Here is a 16,790-nt window from a genome sequence, read left to right on the forward strand (position 1 = left end):
TCGAACAGGCACGCGCCTCAGGATCAGCTCCGCCATGGACAATCACCAACGTACGACCGAGAAGCGGACCGAAACCTCCATCCCGGGCGTCGTTCGTGTCACACTTTCCTCATGATGGACGAAGTCGACGGGAAAATCCTCCGCGCGCTGCAGTGCGCGCCGCGCGCCTCGTTCCGGCTGATCGGCGAGGTGGCCGGGGTCTCGGAACAGACCGCGGCCCGCCGTTTCCACGCCCTGCGCCGTTCCGGGGTGATGCGGGTGGTCGGCCTGGTCGACCCCGCCGTCCACGGTGACGCGCGCTGGGTGGCCCGGATCCGCTGCCGCCCCGACCGGGTCGGCCCGCTCGCCGACGCGCTCGCCCGCCGGCCCGACATCGCCTACGCGGGCCTCGCGTCCGGCGGTTCGGAGATCATCTGCGTCATGAGCGCGCCGGTGCACGTGACGCGCGACGACGTCCTGCTGCGTCAACTGCCCAAGTCCGCCTCGGTCCTCGACGTGAGCATCGACCTGCTCATCCACCCCTTCGGCACATCGGGACAGAGCGACTGGACGGGCTACGGCGGTCGCCTGACGGCCGATCAGATCCGTCAACTCGTGGGCGAGCGGCCCGACTTCCCCGCCGGACCACCCGTACGCCTCACCGACGAGGACACCCCGCTGCTCGACGCGCTCGCGGAGGACGGCCGCGCCACGCACACCCAGCTCGCCGACGTCACCGGCTGGTCCACGGCCCGCGTGGCCCGCCGACTGGACGCCCTGGAGCACTCAGGAGCCCTCGCCTACGACGTCGAACTGCTCTCCGCGCGCCTCGGGTTCGCGCTCAACGCCACCCTGTGGCTGCGCGTCGCCCCGGCCCGCCTCGAACGCGTCGGTGAGGAACTCGCGGACCACGACGAGGTCGCCTTCGCCGCCGCCATCAGCGGCGACTCCAATGTCATGGTCGTCGTCATCTGCCGTGACACGGAGGATCTCTACCGGTATCTGACCACCAAGGTCGCCGCCGTCGCGGGCATCGACGGCTACGGCGTGAGCGTCCACGTCCACCGCCTGAAGCAGGCCACCTCGCTCATCTCACGCGGGCGACTGGTGCCCCCGGCGTTCGCGTAGGCCGGCCGGAACGCACCGAGCCGGACCACCCGCGACGACGGATGATCCGGCTCACAACTGCCCTGCGGTGCTTGCTACTTCCTGACTGCGACTTACTTCATGACTACGACCTACTTCATGACTACGGCCGCGGGTCAGCGCTTGGTGTAGATGAAGCCGACCTTGTCGACCTCGTCGCCGGAGCGCCCGTGGAAGCCGGCGATCTGCCAGCCGGACGGGGCGGTGCGGGTCACGCAGTCCGAGGTGGTGGTGCCACCGGCCAGGGTGTTGCCCAGGTTGGTGGTGAACTTGGCGTAGAAGATCCGCGTGGTGTCGTTGTACTTGCTCTCGCACAGGTACGCCGACGTCACGTACTCGCCGCTGCCCAGCGTCAGCGAGGACGCGGTGCCGCCCGTGCCGCCGTGGGTGAGGGTGGTGCCGTTGGCGAGGGTGATGCCGACCTGGTCGACGCGGGAGCCGGAGCGCAGCGAGATCGTGGTGGCGCGGGCGGCCGCCGGGACACTGTTGATGTCCTGGTAGTAGTCGCCGTGCGGGCCGCCGAACTGGTCGCTGAGCTGGTAGTCCGCGTTCTGCGACCAGGTGAAGCCGACCGTGATCGGGTCGTGGTCGGAGAGCATCAGCCCGTCCGAGGTCAGGAACTTGGCGTGCTCGTTGTTGTACGACGTCGCGTTCAGCGTGACCAGCTTGCTGCTGCGGTAGAGGACCTTGTCCACGACCTCGCAGGTGTTGGGCACGGTGGCCCCGGTCTGGTCGCACACCAGCGCGTCGCTGCCCTTGACCGGCGCGACGCCGCCGCGGATCAGCTTGACCCAGGCGTCGGTGAGTCCGTTGGCCGCGCCGAACTCCGCGATGGTGTCGGCGGATCGGGTGTAACGGGTGTTGGTGTCACCCATGACGACGACCGCGTTGCCCGCGGAGTGGGACTGGATGAAGGTGGTCAACTGGGCCAGGTTGTCCGCACGGGAGGCCTCGTCGCCGTCGTTCGTCCCCGCGTTGGTGTGCAGGTTGTAGAAGTCGACGTACACCCCCTCGGACAGCCGCTCCCGCATGAAGGTGAAGCCCTTCGGCGTCAGGCAGTCGCCCGAGTCGATCTGGCAGGAGTTCCAGCCGACCCGCTCGAAGTCGTCGCCGTCCCAGGCGTAGTTGGAGACGGTGTTGAGCCCGCTGCCGATACCGGCGCCGCCGCTGGTCGCGGTGCGGTAGGGGTGGGTGTCGGTGGAGTACAGGTAGGCGTGGTAGTTGAAGTCCTCCTGCACGTTCACGATGTCGTACGGGGCGATGCGCGTGCCAATCGCGGTGGTGCTCGTGTCCCGCGGCGTCGAGGCGCTGGACAACGACTCCGGGAGCCCGGCGACGTTGTAGGTGAGCACGCTGAAGCTGCCCGACGTTGCGGCGGCGGCCGGGGTCGCGGCGGCCACCGTGATCCCGCCCAGGGCCGCGGCTGCGGCCGCCAGACAGGCGAGAAGTCTGCGCATGGGGAAGTGCCTCCTGCGGAGTGACAGAGGGGGAGGGTGTTGCGGCGCTCATGTCAAAATGTAGCGACAAGCGCTTGCTATGACTCCCCTTCAGCGGCACCGAATCAGGAATTCCGGGTGGCGCGGAGATGGCCAAGTCCCGTTGCGTGCCCGTTTGTTGTCAGTGCGGGGGGATACGGTCCACAGGTTTGGCATACGGCATTCACATCACCCGGCGCGAGGGTTGCGGGGCCTTCGGGGACTGTGAAGCCTTCGGGGATCGCGAGGTCTGCGGGGACGGGCAGGGAGATGGGCAGGGACCGCGTTGCAATGGAGCGAGAGTGGGAACAGCGCCAGGAATCCGAGCGAGCTTCTCATCGCCAAGATGTGTGAGGTGGCGCGAGTGCTCGGCGCGCGAGTTCGGGGTGACGACGGGGAGTTCTACGACGGGGACGGCGAGGTGGGGGAGGGCGGGACCCCGGCCCCCTCCCGCCGCCGTCCCTGACCGCCGCTACGGTCGCGCCAAGTGCCGCATGGTCAGGGCGAGTTGGAGCCGTAGTCGCCCCTGTGGAGTGCGTACCGGCCAGCCCAGGAGGGACTCCGCGTGGGTCAACCGGTCCTGGAGCGTGGAGTGGTGGACGTTGATCTCGGTGGCCGCCGCGCGCAGGCTGGTCGTGGTGGCGACGGCGTTCAGAGTGGCCAGCAGCCAGGGCGCGTTGACCGCCGCCGCTTCCACATCACGGACGTCGGGCGGCGGTTCGGCACCCGGTGCGACCAGTTCGGCGAGGAGGGCGACGCCGCCGAGCTCGTCGGCGTGCACGATGCGCTGGCCGGGGTCCTGTGCGGTGCCGTCGGCGGTGAAGCGGAGGGCGGTGCGGGCGGCTGCCCAGGAGCGGGGCAGGTCCAGGACGGGGACGGCGGGGCCGATGCCAAGTCGGCCGACGGGCAACTCGGCGTCCGCGTGCGGTGGTTGAGGGCCGAAGCCGTCCGGGGTCAGGTGCGTGTCACTGTCCGAGGCGGTTCGCGGACCGGACGTACCTGTGGTCTCCCGGGGCGCGGCGACGACCCGGGGCGATCCGTCGAGCGGGGCGACGACCCTGGCGCGGGTCGCGGGGTCGGCGGGGTCGAGGCCGAGGCGGCGGGCAGCGTGCAGCCGGGCCGCCTCGGGAGCGGTCGCGTCGAGAAGGGTCTCGATCAGCTCCGGGTCGTCGGCGGGAACCCGGCCCCGGGTGCGATCGAGCACGAGCCGTACGGCACCGGCGGCCCGCTCAAGGATCACCGCGTCGACGACACTGGGCGCGGCCTGGGCCGTACGCTCCAGCCAGAGCGCGGAGACCCCGCCCGGCGTCAGCGCGGCGGACGGCCAGGCGGGATCCGGCGGCGTCGCGCTGTCCCTGCGCGTACCGTCCGCCTCGACCCGCACCCGGACCCGCCGCTCGGCGTCGACCAGCCGCGCGGCACACCCGGCCAGCACCGCCGCCCCGCGCACCAGCGCCTCGAGCCCGGCCCGCGACTCGGCAAGCCGATCGAAGTACCCGATGACCCGCACGGCGGCACCGGCGTCCGGATCCAGCGCGGTCAGGCGCCCGGCCAGCTCTTTCATATGCCCATGGTGCGGCATGCCTCCGGCGGAGAGGAGGGACGGGACGTGGGTATCGCGCCCGGGTTGTCCTTGGGGGCGGAGACCGAGGTGCTTCCTTGGTGTGCCGCTCGTGCGCGGGGCGCCGGTGTCGCCGTGGTCGTGGGTTCAATCCGTCGGGGGTCGCTGCATCTGGTGCGCCATGCCTCTGGCGGTGGAAGGCGACGGGACGTGGGTGGTGCGCGAGGGTCGTTCCGGTGCGGCTGAGGAGCTTCTGCGGTGTGCCGCGCGCGGGCGGCCCCGCTGGTGTTGCGGTGGTCGTGGGTTCAATCCGTTGGCGGTCGCTGCATCTGGTGCGCCATGCCTGCGGCGGAAGGGAGCGACGGGACGTGGGTGGTGTGCGAGGGTCGTTTCCGGTGCGGCTGAGGAGCTTCTGCGGTGTGCCGCGCGCAGCCGCCCCCCAGCCCCTCACCCCGCGGTCAACTGAGCTGTGCCGCTCGAGTCGGTCGCGAGTCCGCCGCCCGCGGAGCGAACCCGTTGAACTTGTGGAAGCCTCCGGCCAGGGCAGCGGCGTCACGTCGCGCTGCTCTCGGCGCAGCCGCCCCCCCGGCTCCTCAACCCCCAGCCAACTGACATGCACGGCCCGGCCGCCCGCGAGTCCGCCACCCGGGGAGCGAACCCGTCGAAGCCGTGGAAGCCGTGGAAGCCTCCCGGGTCAAGGCAGCGGCGCCAGGTCACGCCTCTGTCACCGCAACCGCACCCCCACCCCTCAACCCGCCCCCAACAACCTCCGCAGCCAACTGACATGTGCCGCCCGAGCCGCCTGCGACACCGCCGCTTGTGGCGCGAACCCGTCGAAGCCGTGGAAGCCGCCCGGCCAGACGTGGAGTTCGGCGGTGCCGCCCGACTGCCAGAGGCGGGACGCGTAGGTGACCACCTCGTCGCGGAAGGTCTCCGCGGAGCCGACGTCCAGGAAGGCCGGGGGAGGCCCGTGAGGTCCGTCGCCCGGGCGGGGGCCGCGTACGGGGAGACGTCGGGGGTGCCGCGGCGGTCGCCGAGGAGGGCCGTCCAGCCGGTCTCGTTGGCCGTGCGGTCCCAGACGCCGAGGCCGGTCATCTGGTGCGCGGACGGGGTGTCGTTGCGGTCGTCGAGCATCGGGCACAGCAGGAGCTGGCCGATGGGACGCGGGCCGCCGCGGTCCCGGGTGAGCAGGGCCAGCGCCGCGGACAGGCCGCCGCCCGCGCTCGCGCCCATGATGACGATCCGCTCGGGATCGCCGCCGATCTCCTTCGCGTGCTCCGCCGTCCACAGCAGACCGGCGTACACGTCCTCGATCGGCGCGGGGTGCGGGTGTTCGGGCGCGAGCCGGTACTCCACCGACACCACCACCGCGTCCAGCTCCCGCGCGTACTCCAGCGCCCCGGTCACCCCGACCCGCCTGTCGCCGAGCACCATCCCGCCACCGTGCACGTGATAGATGACGGGCAGCGCGCCCGCCGTCGCCGGTGCGGTCGGACGGCCGATCAGCAGCGTGATGCCGGGCTCGCCGACCGGGCCCGCCACCTCCCTGTCCTCGATGGCGAAGGCTCCGCCGAGCGTGAGGTCCATTTCCATCGACTGCGTGATCGCCGGGCCCCGGCGGATCTCGTCGATGTCCGCCATCGTCATCCCGGGCGAGATGAACTCCTTGATCAGCTCCAGCGCCGCGGCGAGTTCGGGGTCGAACGGGGGCGGGGGCGGGGTGGACGTCATGGGCTTCTCCTGACGCTGGGTGCGGCGGCTCGTACGGCCATACTCCGCGCCCGTACCCCCGTCCGGCGCTCCGCCGTCCGGCGGAACCTTCCCGCCGGACGGCGGGTGTGCCTTGCCAGGACGTGATCTGTTGTTCACCTGCGGGACGTGGAAGCGATCCCTTACGCAGACAACGATGTCACAACCGCTGTGGCCCCCCTGTATCCCCTCATCTGCTGATTCATGTACCAGGAGCACCACCCGTGAACATCTCCCTGACCGTCTGGGTGCTGACGATCGCCGCCCTGTGCGCCCTCGTCGGCGTCGACTTCCTCATCGGCCGCAAACCCCACGACGTCTCCGTCAAGGAAGCCGGGATCTGGACCGTGGTCTGGGTCGTCCTGGCCTGCCTGTTCGGACTCGGACTGCTCATCTACGGCGGGAGCGGGCCGACCGGGGAGTTCTTCGCCGGGTACATCACCGAGAAGTCGCTGAGCGTCGACAACCTCTTCGTCTTCGTGCTGATCATGGGCAAGTTCGCGGTGCCCTCGCAGTACCAGCAACGGGTGTTGATGGTCGGGGTCCTCGTCGCCCTCGTGCTGCGCGCCGGGTTCATCGCGGCCGGTGCCGCGATCATCTCCACGTTCTCCTGGGTCTTCTACCTCTTCGGCGCGTTCCTGATCTGGACCGCCTGGAAGCTCGTCCAGGACGCCCGCAAGGGCCACGGGAACGACGAGTACGAGGAGAACAAGCTGCTCAAGATCGCCGAACGCCGCTTCGGCGTGGCCGACCGTTACCACGGCACCAAGCTGTTCATCACGGAGAACGGCAAGCGCATCATGACCCCGATGCTGGTCGTGATGCTCGCCATCGGCTCCACCGACGTGCTCTTCGCGCTCGACTCCATCCCCGCGATCTACGGCCTCACCCAGGACCCGTACATCGTCTTCACCGCCAACGCCTTCGCCCTGATGGGCCTGCGCCAGCTGTACTTCCTCATCGGCGGCCTGCTGAAGAAGCTCGTCCACCTCAGCTACGGCCTGTCGATCATCCTCGGCTTCATCGGCGTCAAACTGGTGCTGCACGCCCTGCACGAGTCCGGTGTCCACGTCCCGGAGATCTCCATCCCCTTCTCTCTCGGCTTCATCGTGCTCGTGCTCGCGGTGACGACGTTCACCAGCCTGCGCGCCACGAGGACGCGGAGCGCTTGACTTCGAGAGCGCTCGAAGACCTACCGTCACGAAGGACGGCGAAGGTCTGAGGGTCCGGGTGGACTGCGAAAGGGAGTCGGGCATGCGCGTCGGCGTACACATCAACCGGTTCAACCATCCCGGAGGCGCGACGGCGGTCGGGCCCGAGCTGGCCGCCGCGGGCGCCGCGGCCGAGGCGGCGGGCGTCAGCTGGCTCTCGGTGATGGACCACTACTTCCAGATGGAGTTCAACGGCGGCGCCGAGGACGCCATGCTGGAGGCCTACACCACGCTCGGCTTCCTGGCCGGCAACACCTCCACGGTCCGACTGGGCGCGCTGGTCACGGGAGTGACGTACCGTCAGCCCGGACTTCTCGCGAAGATCGCCACCACGCTCGACGTCCTGTCCGGCGGCCGGGCCACGCTCGGTATCGGGGCGGCCTGGTACGACCGCGAGCACCACGGTCTCGGCGTGCACTACCCGCCGGTCGCGGAGCGGTTCGAGCGGCTGGAGGAGACCCTGCGGATCTGTCTGCAGATGTGGGACCCGGAGACGAACGGCCCCTTCGAGGGCAAGCACTACCGGCTCGCCGAGACGCTGTGCGTGCCCGCGCCGATCAGCAGTCCGCACCCCGAGATCATGATCGGTGGGGGAGGGGAGAAGAAGACCCTCCGGCTGGTCGCCCAGTACGCCGACGCCTGCAACCTGATCGTGTCGACGCCGGACGAGCTGCGCCACAAGCTCGACGTGCTGCGCGGTCACTGCGACAACCTGGGGCGCGACTACGACCGTATCCGCAAGACGATCGTCCACGGCGGCGAGTCGGTCACGGCGGGTGACGTCGACGCCTTCCTCGGGGAGATCGACGGCTTCACGAAGCTCGGTGTCGACACGGTCATCCTGGGTCCGCGCACGGGCGAACCGGTCGAGTGGATCGAGCGGTTCGTGGCGCCGGTGGTGCCGCGGCTGGCCGAACTGGACTGAGCGGAGCGGTTGTTGGGACGCGAAGGGGCCGGAGTCCGTGCGGACTCCGGCCCCTTCGCGTGCGTGCGTGAATCAGGCGGCTACGGCCTCGCCCGCGTGGCCCTTCAGCTGGGAGAGGACCTCGGTCAGCTGGGCCACGACCTCGGCGTCCTCGGACGGGTGGGTCTCGGCGAAGCGGACCACGGAGCTGGGGATCGAGAGCTTGATCTCCTCGATGACCTTGCCGCCGGCGATGCCCACGGCCTTGCGGGCCTCGTCCTGCGCCCACACGCCGCCGAACTGGCCGTACGCGGTGCCGACCACGACGACCGGCTTTCCGCCGAAGCCGCTGGCGCCGTAGGGGCGGGACAGCCAGTCGATGGCGTTCTTCAGGACGGCCGGGATGGTGCCGTTGTACTCGGGGGAGAAGAAGAGGAACGCGTCGGCGGAGCCGGCGGCCTCGCGGAGCTTGGCGGCGGCGGCCGGGACGTTGCCCTCGACGTCGATGTCCTCGTTGTAGAACGGGATCTCGGCGAGACCCTCGAAGATCTCGATGTCGGAGCCCTCGGGCGCGAACTTCACGGCGGCCTCGGCGAGCTGGCGGTTGTGCGAGCCGGCACGCAGGCTGCCGACGAGCGCGAGGATACGAACAGACATGGGGGACTCCAAGGGGGGCTGAAACACTGCCGTTACGATCCGGACCGAGGTCCGTTTAAAAGTTGTACCAGGCTAAGCGGACCGCGGTCCAGTTTTGTTCCCAGTGCTTTACGCTGTCTTCATGTCCAGCGCCCTGCCGCCCTTTCCGAAGCCCGAGGAGTCGATAGGCGAACCCCAGTTGCTGGAGGTCCGCTCCTACGCCGACGAGCCCTGCCTGCGTGCCGACGCGGCCCGCAACCGCGCCAAGCTGCTGGAGGCCGCGGCCCGGCTGATCGCCGAGCACGGGGTGGCCGGCGTCACCATGGAGGCCGTGGCCGCCGCCGCCCAGGTCGGCAAGGGAACCGTCTTCCGCCGCTTCGGCGACCGCACCGGCCTGCTGATGGCGCTGCTCGACCACTCCGCGCAGACGCTCCAGGCCGACTTCCTCGGCGGCCCGCCCCCGCTGGGGCCCGGCGCCCCGCCGGTCGAGCGGCTGCGGGCGTTCGGTGTGGCCGTGCTGTACCGGCACGCCGAGCAGCTGGACCTGCAACTGGCCGCGCAGCCGGAGCCCACCCGCCGGTTCGCCCACTCGGCACTCCGCGCGCTGCGCACGCACGTCACGGTGCTGCTCCGGCAGATCGTGCCGGACGCCGACTGCGAGCTGCTGTCCCACACGCTCATGGCATATCTGGATCCGGCCCTGATCCATCACCTGACGAGGCAGTGCGGGATGCCCATGGAACGGCTGGAGATCGGCTGGATCGACCTTGTCGACCGGGTGACGGGGGCTCAGGCGGCTGGCTGAGGTGGCCAGTTGGGGTGGGCCTGGCTCAACGGCGCGGCTAGGCGGGCCGGTTGGGCTGCGCCCGTCTCAACCAGCCCGGGCCGGCTGGCTGGCTGGCCCGGCTCAATCACTTGTGTGGGTGCGCCAGTTGGGGTGCGCCCGGCTCAACGGCCGTGCCCGGCGCGGCTGGCGTGTTCGGCTCAAGCGCGGTGTTCGGCTCAACCGTCCGGTTGGGTAGGTCTGTTGGGCTGTGCTCGCTACAACCGCCGTGCCCGGGTCGGCTGGTGGGCCTGGCTCAATCACCTGTGCGGGTGAGTCTGTTGGGGTGCGTTCGGCTCGACGGCCGTGTCCGGGGCGGCTGTCGCGTTCGGCTCAAGCGCGGTGTTCGGCTCAACCGTCCGGCTGGGTGGGTCAGTTGGGCTGTGCTCGCCACAACCGCCGTGCCCGGGTCGGCTGGTGGGCCCGGCTCAATTACCTGTGTGGGTGTGCCTGTTGGGGTGCGTTCGGCTCGACGGCCGTGTCCGGGGCGGCTGGCGTACTCGGCTCAGTCGCCGGGCTTGGCTCAACCGCCTGGCTGGGTCGCCCAGTTGGGCTGCGCCCCGCTCAACCGCCGCGCCCGGCTCAACCCGCCCCGCCCAACCGCCGCGCCTGACTCAACCCGCCACACCCCGTTCAGCCAGCAACGCTCGCGAAGAAGTCGAGCATGCCCTGCGGGGCGTCCTCGTCGAACATCAGGATCCCGTTCGCCGCGGACTCGGCCGCCGACTCCTCGCTGCGCGGGAACAGCTTCGCCTCGTAGGCGGCCAGTGCGGCCTCGGTGTCGCCCGGGTGCGCGGCCAGCGCCTGGCCCAGTTCGGCGCCGTCGAGCATGGCGAGGTTGGCGCCCACGCCCGCGAACGGCGACATCACGTGGGCCGCGTCGCCCAGCAGCGTGACCCCGGGCACCCGCTCCCAGCGGTGTCCGATCGGCAGGGCGTGGATCTGGCGCGGGGTCAGCGGCCCGTCGGCGTCGGCGAGCAGCGCCCGCAGGCTCTTGTCCCAGTCCGCGAAGTGGTCCAGTGTGTACGCCTTTCCCGCCTCGGTGTCCGTGAAGTCGACGCCGTCGAACGCGTCCTCGGGGACGGCCAGCGCGACGTAGATGTGCAGGCTGCCGTCGGTCTCGCGGTGGGCCAGGAAGCCCTTGCCCGCGCCGAGCGCCATCATCATGCCGCCGCCGACGACCTCGGCGCTCACGGGATGCCGTACGTCGGCGTCCGGCAGGTCCACCTCGACGAACGAGATGCCGACGTACGCGGGCTTCGCGTCCGAGAGGAGGGGGCGGATCCTGGACCAGGCGCCGTCCGCGCCGATGAGGAGACCGGTGGTGAACGAGGTGCCGTCCGCGAGTGTCACCTCGTGCCGGCCCCCGTCGAGCGGGCGGGCGCCGGTGACCTTCGCGCCCCAGCGGACGGTGCCCTCGGGCAGTGAGCCGAGCAGCAGGTCGCGCAGCTGGCCGCGGTCCACCTCGGGGCGGCCGCCGGTGCCGTCGTCGGGGTCGTCCAGAAGGACCGTGCCGGTCTTGTCGAGGACGCGGGTGCTCTCGCCGCCCGGGTGGACCAGCGCGCGGAACTCCTCGTACAGGCCCGCCGCGCGCAGTGCCGGCTGGCCCGAGTCGTCGTGGATGTCGAGCATGCCGCCCTGGGTGCGCGCGGCGGGGGAGGCGTCCAGGTCGAAGACGGCGGCCTCGACGCCGTTGACGTGCAGGACGCGGGCGAGCGTGAGCCCGCCGAGTCCGCCGCCGACGATCGCGATGGGGTGATGGGGAGTGGTCATGACGGTCCTCCTTGATGTTTGAAGCTTGAAGCTTGAAGTGGGCTGTGAACAGGGTCAGTTGGGAACGGCGGTCTGCTCGATCCCGTTGATCAGTGCCTGGAATCGCCAGGAGAGGCGGGCCGGCGGCGCCCCGGCGAGCAGGTCGCCGGAGCGGGCCGCGATGTGCGGATGGGTCCGGTCGGACGCGTTGCGCACGGCGTCGGTCAGGGCGTCCCAGTCGTCCCGGGCGGTGTCGTCGCCCGAGTGCTCGGCGGCCGTCGCGGTGGCCTGCTGGAGCAGCAGGTCCACGCCCCACGCGGCCTGCGCCGGCGGGACGCCGCCCTCGTCGAGCAGGGTCAGCAGGGTCTCGATCAGGTTCAGGTAGTGCGGGCCGCTGGGCCAGGCGGTCAGCGCCGAACGGGCGAGGCTCGGGTGCTCGAAGAGCATCGCGGTGTACGCCGTGAGCACCTGCTCGACCCGCTCGCGCCAGGAACCCTCGGTGGGCGCCGGCCCGATCGTGCCGAGCAGCTCGTCCAGCACGGCCGCGTGCAGCTCCGCGGTGTTGCGGACGTACACGTACAACGAGGCCGGACCGGTGTCGAGGTCCTGGGCCAGGCGCCGCATGGTGACCTTCTTCAGACCCTCGGCACGCAGCACCGCGACGGCGGCGGCGACGATGCCCTCCCTGCTCAGGGCGGGTTTCGCCGGCCGGTCACGGCGGCTGCGCGGGGTGTCGGGGCGAGCTGTCATGCCTCTACGGTAACGAACATGTTCGCTCCGAACAAGTTCGTGACGAACATGTTCGTAAAATACCGGACCATGTTGCTCTCGTGACGACCGTTCCCCCGCCGCACTCTTCGGTCCCCGCTTCTGCCAAGATGCCGTACGTCATGGTGCAGATACCGAAAACGCCCGCAGCCCCGTCGCCCGCACCGCGCTCCGTGCCCACGAGCGCCGATGTGGCCCGCCTGGCCGGCGTCTCACGCGCGACCGTCTCCTACGTCCTCAACAACACCAGTGCCGTACGGATCAGCGAACCCACCCGGCGCCGCGTGCACGAGGCTGCCAAGGAACTCGGATACGTCCCGCACGCGGCGGCCCGCAGTCTGCGCGCCGGGCACAGCCGCATGGTGCTGATGCCGGCGCCGACCGTGCCGGTGGGGCTCCTCTACAGCCAGTTCATCAACGAACTCCAGTGGGCGCTCAGCCGTCTCGACTACACGGTCGTGCAGCACGGGTCCGTCGGTCTGCGCGGCGACGAGGCCGCCCGCGCCTGGGCCGAACTGCGCCCGGTCGCCGTCCTGGTGCCCGGCGCGGGGCTCGGCCCGCAGGGCGTCGAGGTCCTCAAGCGCTCCGGTGCGCGGGCCGTCCTCACGCTCGGCCCCGAGAAGGTCGAGGGCGCTCACGCCCTGCTCCTCGACCACGAGGGTGTCGGCCACTGCGCCGGCGCGCATCTGTACGCCCGCGGCCGGCGCCGGATCGGCGTGGTCGTGCCCGAGGAGCCCGGCATGGGGGTCTTCTCCAGGCCCCGCCTCGACGGTGTGCGCCGCGCCCTGCTCGGCACGGACGCCACGGCGACCGAACTCCCGCTCGCCTACAGCGAGGAGAGCGCCGCCCGGATCGCCGCACGCTGGCGCGATCTCGGCCTCGACGCGGTGTTCACGTACAACGACGAGTACGCGATGCTGCTGATGCGCGCTCTCCAGGACGAGGGCATCCGCATCCCCGAGGACACGGCCGTGATCGGCGCCGACGACCTCATGATCGGCCGCCTGCTGCGCCCGCGCCTGAGCACCGTCCACATCCAGCTGCCCTCCGGCCACGAACTGGCCGAACTGGTCGACACCGCGGTCCGCGAACCGGGCGGGGTACCGGGCACACACGAACTCCTCGGCGCGTCGGTGGTACACCGCGACTCCAGCTGACCCGGGTCCGGTGCCCGCACCCGGGGCGAAACCGCCGTACCCGACTAGGATGTTGCACGCTCAACCAGACGGGGATGCGTGCGGACAGCGGACGTGGCTCGCGCGTCCGTGCCGGATCACCGCATCCCGTCCTGCGGCCGCTCAACTGGTCGTGAACGCACGGGACTTGCGCTTCCGATGTGGGTCCCGCCGGTGACGGATCGGAGAACCGCCATGACTCTGCTCGACCCCAAGACCTGGCAGCCCCGCCCCCTCACGGGCCCCGAGTACCCGGTCACCGAGCCCGCCACCGGCGACACGCTCGGCACCGTCACGCTCGCCGCCGCCGAGGACATACGGCCGGCCGTCCAGGCGGCCCGTGCCGCGCAGGCCGAGTGGGCGCGCGTCCCGCACTTCGTCCGCGCCGGTGTGCTGCGCAGGGCCGGTGACCTGTTCGCCGCGCACGCCGAGGAGTTGAGGGAGTGGCTCGTGCGGGAGTCCGGGTCGATCCCCGGCAAGGCGGACTTCGAACTGCACGTCGCCGCCCAGGAGTGCTACGAGGCCGCCGCGCTCGCCTCCCGACCCGCCGGGCAGGTTCTTCCCACGGAGGCGCCCCGGCTGTCGTACACCCGGCGCATCCCGGTCGGAGTCGTCGGCGTGATCGCGCCGTTCAACGCCCCGCTGATCCTCTCCATCCGCTCGGTCGCCCCGGCGCTCGCACTCGGCAACGGGGTCGTCCTCAAGCCGGACCCGCGTACCGCGGTCTGCGGGGGACTGTCGCTCGCGGCTGTCTTCGCGGAGGCGGGCCTGCCCGAGGAGTTGTTCCAAGTCCTGCCCGGTGGCGCGGAAGTGGGTGCGGCCCTCGTCGCCGACCCGCAGGTGCCCGTGATCTCCTTCACCGGCTCAACTGCCGCGGGGCGAGCGGTCGGTGAGGCGGCGGGGCGTCATCTCAAGCGCGCGCACCTGGAGTTGGGCGGGAACTCGGCCCTGATCGTGCTGGCGGACGCCGACCTGGACGCGGTGATCTCGACGGCGGCCTGGGGTTCGTTCTTCCACCAGGGCCAGATCTGCATGACGACCGGCCGCCATCTCGTCCACGAGTCGCTCTACGAGGAGTACGTCGAACGCCTCGCCGCCAAGGCCGACCTGCTCGCCGTGGGCGACCCGCACCGCGCGCAGGTCCACCTCGGCCCGATCATCGACGCGGCCCAACTCGCCAAGATCCACGGCCTTGTCGAGGCCAGTACGGCAAGTGGCGCCAGGCTGGCGGCCGGTGGCACCCACGAGGACCTCTTCTACCGGCCGACCGTCCTCGCCGGCGTGGGCGACGACACCCCCGCCTACGCGGAGGAGGTCTTCGGCCCGGTCGCTCCGGTACGGTCCTTCGCCACCGCCGACGAGGCGGCGGCGCTGGCCGCGACGGGGCCGTACGGACTGTCGCTCGGGATCGTCACGCGCGACAGCGCCCGCGGCCTGGACCTCGCGGAGCGCATCCCGACCGGGATCGTCCACATCAACGACCAGACCGTGAACGACTAGGCCGTGGCGCCCTTCGGCGGGGTCGCCGCGTCCGGCACCGGCGCCCGCTTCGGCGGCGAGGCCAACCTGGAGGCCTTCACCGACGTGCGCTGGACGACGGTGCGCGGGGACGTGGCGTCGTACCCGTTCTGAGAACGAGGGTCCGAAAACCCGGGGAGAGATCCCCGGGGCCTACTGACCGTTCTGCTCGGCCTGTTCCTGCTGCTCGGCGACGGACTTGCGGACCTCGTCCATGTCGAGCTTGCGGGCCTGGCCGATGACGTCCGTCAGGGCGGCCTCCGGCAGGGCGCCGGGCTGGGCGAACACGGCGACGCGGTCACGGACGATCATCAGCGTGGGGATCGACTGGATGCCGAAGGCCTGTGCCAGCTCGGGCTGGGCCTCGGTGTCGATCTTGCCGAAGACGAGGTCCGGGTTCTCGTCGGCCGCCTTCTCGTAGACCGGGGCGAACTGACGGCACGGCCCGCACCAGGACGCCCAGAAGTCGATCAGGACGAAGTCGTTGTCCGTGACCGTCTGGTCGAAGTTCTCCTTGGTGAGCTCCACGGTGCTGCTCATGACGTGATTCCCTCTTCCTCGATGTGGGGGCGAAGCCGTCCCGGACAACACGGTCGTCCGGTCCCGTATTCCGCGCCCCTACCCGTGTGGCCTCAGCGCACACCACCCAGCAGACTGACCCCATGACGGAAACGGAATCCATCGCGTACGACGTCGTGGTGCTCGGGGCCGGGCCCGTGGGGAGAACGTCGCCGACCGCACCCGTGCGGCCGGTCTCTCCACCGCGATCGTGGAGAGCGAACTGGTCGGCGGCGAGTGCTCGTACTGGGCGTGCATGCCCAGCAAGGCCCTGCTGCGCCCGGTCATCGCCCGCGCCGACGCCCGCCGAGTGCCCGGCCTCGGCCACCTCGTCCAGGGCCCCCTCGACACCGCCGCGGTCCTCGCCCACCGCGACTACGAGGCCTCGGGCTGGAAGGACGACGGCCAGGTCCAGTGGCTCGACGGCATCGCCGCCGACCTCTACCGAGGCCACGGCCGCCTCGACGGCCCCCGCAAGGTGACGGTGACGGGCCCCGACGGCGTCCGGCACGTCCTCACGGCCCGGCATGCCGTGGCGGTCTGCACCGGCACCCGCGCCCTGCTGCCGGACATGCCCGGACTCGACGAGATCAAGCCGTGGACAAGCCGCGAGGCCACCAGCGCCAAAGCCGCGCCCGGCCGGCTGATCGTGGTCGGCGGCGGGGTCGTGGCCGTAGAGATGGCGACCGCCTGGCAGGCATTGGGCTCCCGTGTGACCCTCCTGGTCCGCGGCAAGGGCCTGCTGCCCCGCATGGAGCCCTTCGCCGGCGAACTGGTCGCCGACGCGCTCACCGAGGCCGGCGTCGACCTGCGCACCGGTACGTCCGTCGCGGCGGTGACCCGCGAGAACGGCACTGTCGCGGCCCTCCTCGAAGGCGGCGACCGCATCGAGGCCGACGAGATCCTCTTCGCCACCGGACGCGCCCCGCAGACCGACGACATCGGCCTCGACACGATCGGCCTGGCACCCGGCTCCTGGCTGTCGGTGGACGACACCCTGCGCGTCCAGGGCAACGACTGGCTGTACGCGGTCGGCGACGTGAACCACCGCGCCCTCCTCACCCACCAGGGCAAGTACCAGGCCCGGATCGCGGGCGCGGCGATCGCCGCCCGTGCCGAGGGCGTCCCGCTGCTGGAGACCGACCCGTGGGGCGCCCACGCGGCCACCGCCGACCACGACGCGGTCCCCCAGGTCGTCTTCACCGACCCGGAGGCCGCGTCCGTCGGCCTCTCCCTCGCCGAGGCGGAAGCGGTCGGCCACCGCGTCCGCGCGGTCGACGTCGAGTTCTCCTCGGTGGCCGGCGCCGGCCTCTACGCCGACGGCTACCGAGGCCGCGCCCGCATGATCGTCGACCTCGACGACGAGATCCTGCGCGGAGTCACCTTCGTAGGCCCCGGCGTCGGCGAACTGATCCACTCCGCGACGATCGCGGTGGCAGGCCAGGTCCCGATCAACCGCCTGTGGCACGCGGTCCCGTCCTACCCCACGATCAGCGAGGTATGGCTACGCCTGCTGGAGGCGTACCGAGGCTGAA

11 protein-coding genes and 3 pseudogenes are annotated in these 16,790 nt (G+C 71.1%); 7 read left to right on the top strand and 7 right to left on the bottom strand.

The features are described 5' to 3' along the window. Window positions 1-111: 111 nt before the first annotated feature. A complete protein-coding gene (locus R2B38_RS38885) occupies window positions 112-1,107 on the top strand; it encodes an Lrp/AsnC family transcriptional regulator (RefSeq protein WP_318020502.1) in 996 nt (331 codons plus the stop codon). 134 nt (window positions 1,108-1,241) lie between these two features. Here the strand turns inward: R2B38_RS38885 and R2B38_RS38890 are convergent, their stop codons facing one another. The 3 genes and pseudogenes from R2B38_RS38890 to R2B38_RS38900 all read right to left on the bottom strand — a co-directional run bounded on the left by R2B38_RS38890 (window position 1,242) and on the right by R2B38_RS38900 (window position 5,892). Beyond that, window positions 1,242-2,582, bottom strand: coding sequence for a jacalin-like lectin (locus tag R2B38_RS38890; protein ID WP_318020503.1), 1,341 nt, complete (start codon window positions 2,580-2,582; stop codon window positions 1,242-1,244). A 490-nt stretch (window positions 2,583-3,072) separates the two neighbouring features. After that, window positions 3,073-4,164: a helix-turn-helix domain-containing protein gene (locus tag R2B38_RS38895; RefSeq protein ID WP_318020504.1), complete on the bottom strand. Its 1,092-nt coding sequence runs from the start codon at window positions 4,162-4,164 to the stop codon at window positions 3,073-3,075. A 745-nt stretch (window positions 4,165-4,909) separates the two neighbouring features. After that, window positions 4,910-5,892, bottom strand: a pseudogene (locus R2B38_RS38900) (alpha/beta hydrolase). 242 nt (window positions 5,893-6,134) lie between these two features. Here R2B38_RS38900 and R2B38_RS38905 point away from each other — a divergent pair. Next, window positions 6,135-7,082, top strand: a complete 948-nt coding sequence (locus R2B38_RS38905; protein WP_318020505.1) for a TerC family protein — start codon at window positions 6,135-6,137, stop codon at window positions 7,080-7,082. A gap of 82 nt (window positions 7,083-7,164) precedes the next feature. Further along, the gene (locus tag R2B38_RS38910) at window positions 7,165-8,046 is read left to right on the top strand and encodes an LLM class F420-dependent oxidoreductase (RefSeq protein WP_318020506.1); all 882 of its coding nucleotides are present in this window, start codon (window positions 7,165-7,167) and stop codon (window positions 8,044-8,046) included. Between the two features lie 72 nt (window positions 8,047-8,118). Here R2B38_RS38910 and R2B38_RS38915 read toward each other — a convergent pair whose 3' ends face one another. Next, window positions 8,119-8,682 (bottom strand): NAD(P)H-dependent oxidoreductase, encoded by a 564-nt coding sequence (locus R2B38_RS38915; RefSeq protein ID WP_019057642.1) that lies wholly within the window; start codon window positions 8,680-8,682, stop codon window positions 8,119-8,121. 103 nt (window positions 8,683-8,785) lie between these two features. Here R2B38_RS38915 and R2B38_RS38920 point away from each other — a divergent pair, with 103 nt between their 5' ends. Continuing rightward, window positions 8,786-9,466 carry a helix-turn-helix domain-containing protein gene (locus tag R2B38_RS38920; protein WP_318020507.1) on the top strand — a complete coding sequence of 227 codons (681 nt, stop codon included), beginning with the start codon at window positions 8,786-8,788 and terminating at the stop codon, window positions 9,464-9,466. 651 nt (window positions 9,467-10,117) lie between these two features. Here R2B38_RS38920 and R2B38_RS38925 read toward each other — a convergent pair. Together R2B38_RS38925 and R2B38_RS38930 are read right to left on the bottom strand one after the other, a co-directional pair. Further along, window positions 10,118-11,257, bottom strand: coding sequence for an NAD(P)/FAD-dependent oxidoreductase (locus R2B38_RS38925; protein WP_318020508.1), 1,140 nt, complete (start codon window positions 11,255-11,257; stop codon window positions 10,118-10,120). Window positions 11,258-11,311: 54 nt separating this feature from the next. Continuing rightward, entirely contained in the window at window positions 11,312-11,986 is a 675-nt protein-coding gene (locus tag R2B38_RS38930) for a TetR/AcrR family transcriptional regulator (RefSeq protein WP_318020509.1), read from the bottom strand. Window positions 11,987-12,126: 140 nt separating this feature from the next. Here R2B38_RS38930 and R2B38_RS38935 point away from each other — a divergent pair, with 140 nt between their 5' ends. Both R2B38_RS38935 and R2B38_RS38940 read left to right on the top strand, forming a co-directional pair. Further along, a complete protein-coding gene (locus R2B38_RS38935) occupies window positions 12,127-13,161 on the top strand; it encodes a LacI family DNA-binding transcriptional regulator (protein WP_318021901.1) in 1,035 nt (344 codons plus the stop codon). A gap of 213 nt (window positions 13,162-13,374) precedes the next feature. Beyond that, window positions 13,375-14,811, top strand: a pseudogene (locus R2B38_RS38940) (aldehyde dehydrogenase family protein). Between the two features lie 39 nt (window positions 14,812-14,850). On the opposite strand, the gene trxA reads toward R2B38_RS38940, so the two are convergent. After that, window positions 14,851-15,237 (bottom strand): thioredoxin, encoded by a 387-nt coding sequence (gene trxA / locus R2B38_RS38945; RefSeq protein WP_033278987.1) that lies wholly within the window; start codon window positions 15,235-15,237, stop codon window positions 14,851-14,853. 122 nt (window positions 15,238-15,359) lie between these two features. On the opposite strand from trxA, the pseudogene R2B38_RS38950 reads away from it, so the two are divergent. Beyond that, window positions 15,360-16,789 (top strand): annotated as a pseudogene (locus R2B38_RS38950) (dihydrolipoyl dehydrogenase family protein). Window position 16,790: the final 1 nt, after the last annotated feature.

Source organism: Streptomyces sp. N50 (assembly GCF_033335955.1).
Classification (GTDB): Bacteria; Actinomycetota; Actinomycetes; order Streptomycetales; family Streptomycetaceae; genus Streptomyces.

Bases quoted from the DNA above. Each gene is read 5' to 3' on its own strand.
- R2B38_RS38885 (WP_318020502.1), top strand. From the start codon at position 112: ATGATGGACGAAGTCGACGGGAAAATCCTCCGCGCGCTGCAGTGCGCG.
- R2B38_RS38890 (WP_318020503.1), bottom strand. From the start codon at position 2,582: ATGCGCAGACTTCTCGCCTGTCTGGCGGCCGCAGCCGCGGCCCTGGGC.
- R2B38_RS38895 (WP_318020504.1), bottom strand. From the start codon at position 4,164: ATGAAAGAGCTGGCCGGGCGCCTGACCGCGCTGGATCCGGACGCCGGT.
- R2B38_RS38910 (WP_318020506.1), top strand. From the start codon at position 7,165: ATGCGCGTCGGCGTACACATCAACCGGTTCAACCATCCCGGAGGCGCG.
- R2B38_RS38915 (WP_019057642.1), bottom strand. From the start codon at position 8,682: ATGTCTGTTCGTATCCTCGCGCTCGTCGGCAGCCTGCGTGCCGGCTCG.
- R2B38_RS38925 (WP_318020508.1), bottom strand. From the start codon at position 11,257: ATGACCACTCCCCATCACCCCATCGCGATCGTCGGCGGCGGACTCGGC.
- R2B38_RS38930 (WP_318020509.1), bottom strand. From the start codon at position 11,986: ATGACAGCTCGCCCCGACACCCCGCGCAGCCGCCGTGACCGGCCGGCG.
- R2B38_RS38935 (WP_318021901.1), top strand. From the start codon at position 12,127: ATGGTGCAGATACCGAAAACGCCCGCAGCCCCGTCGCCCGCACCGCGC.
- trxA (WP_033278987.1), bottom strand. From the start codon at position 15,237: ATGAGCAGCACCGTGGAGCTCACCAAGGAGAACTTCGACCAGACGGTC.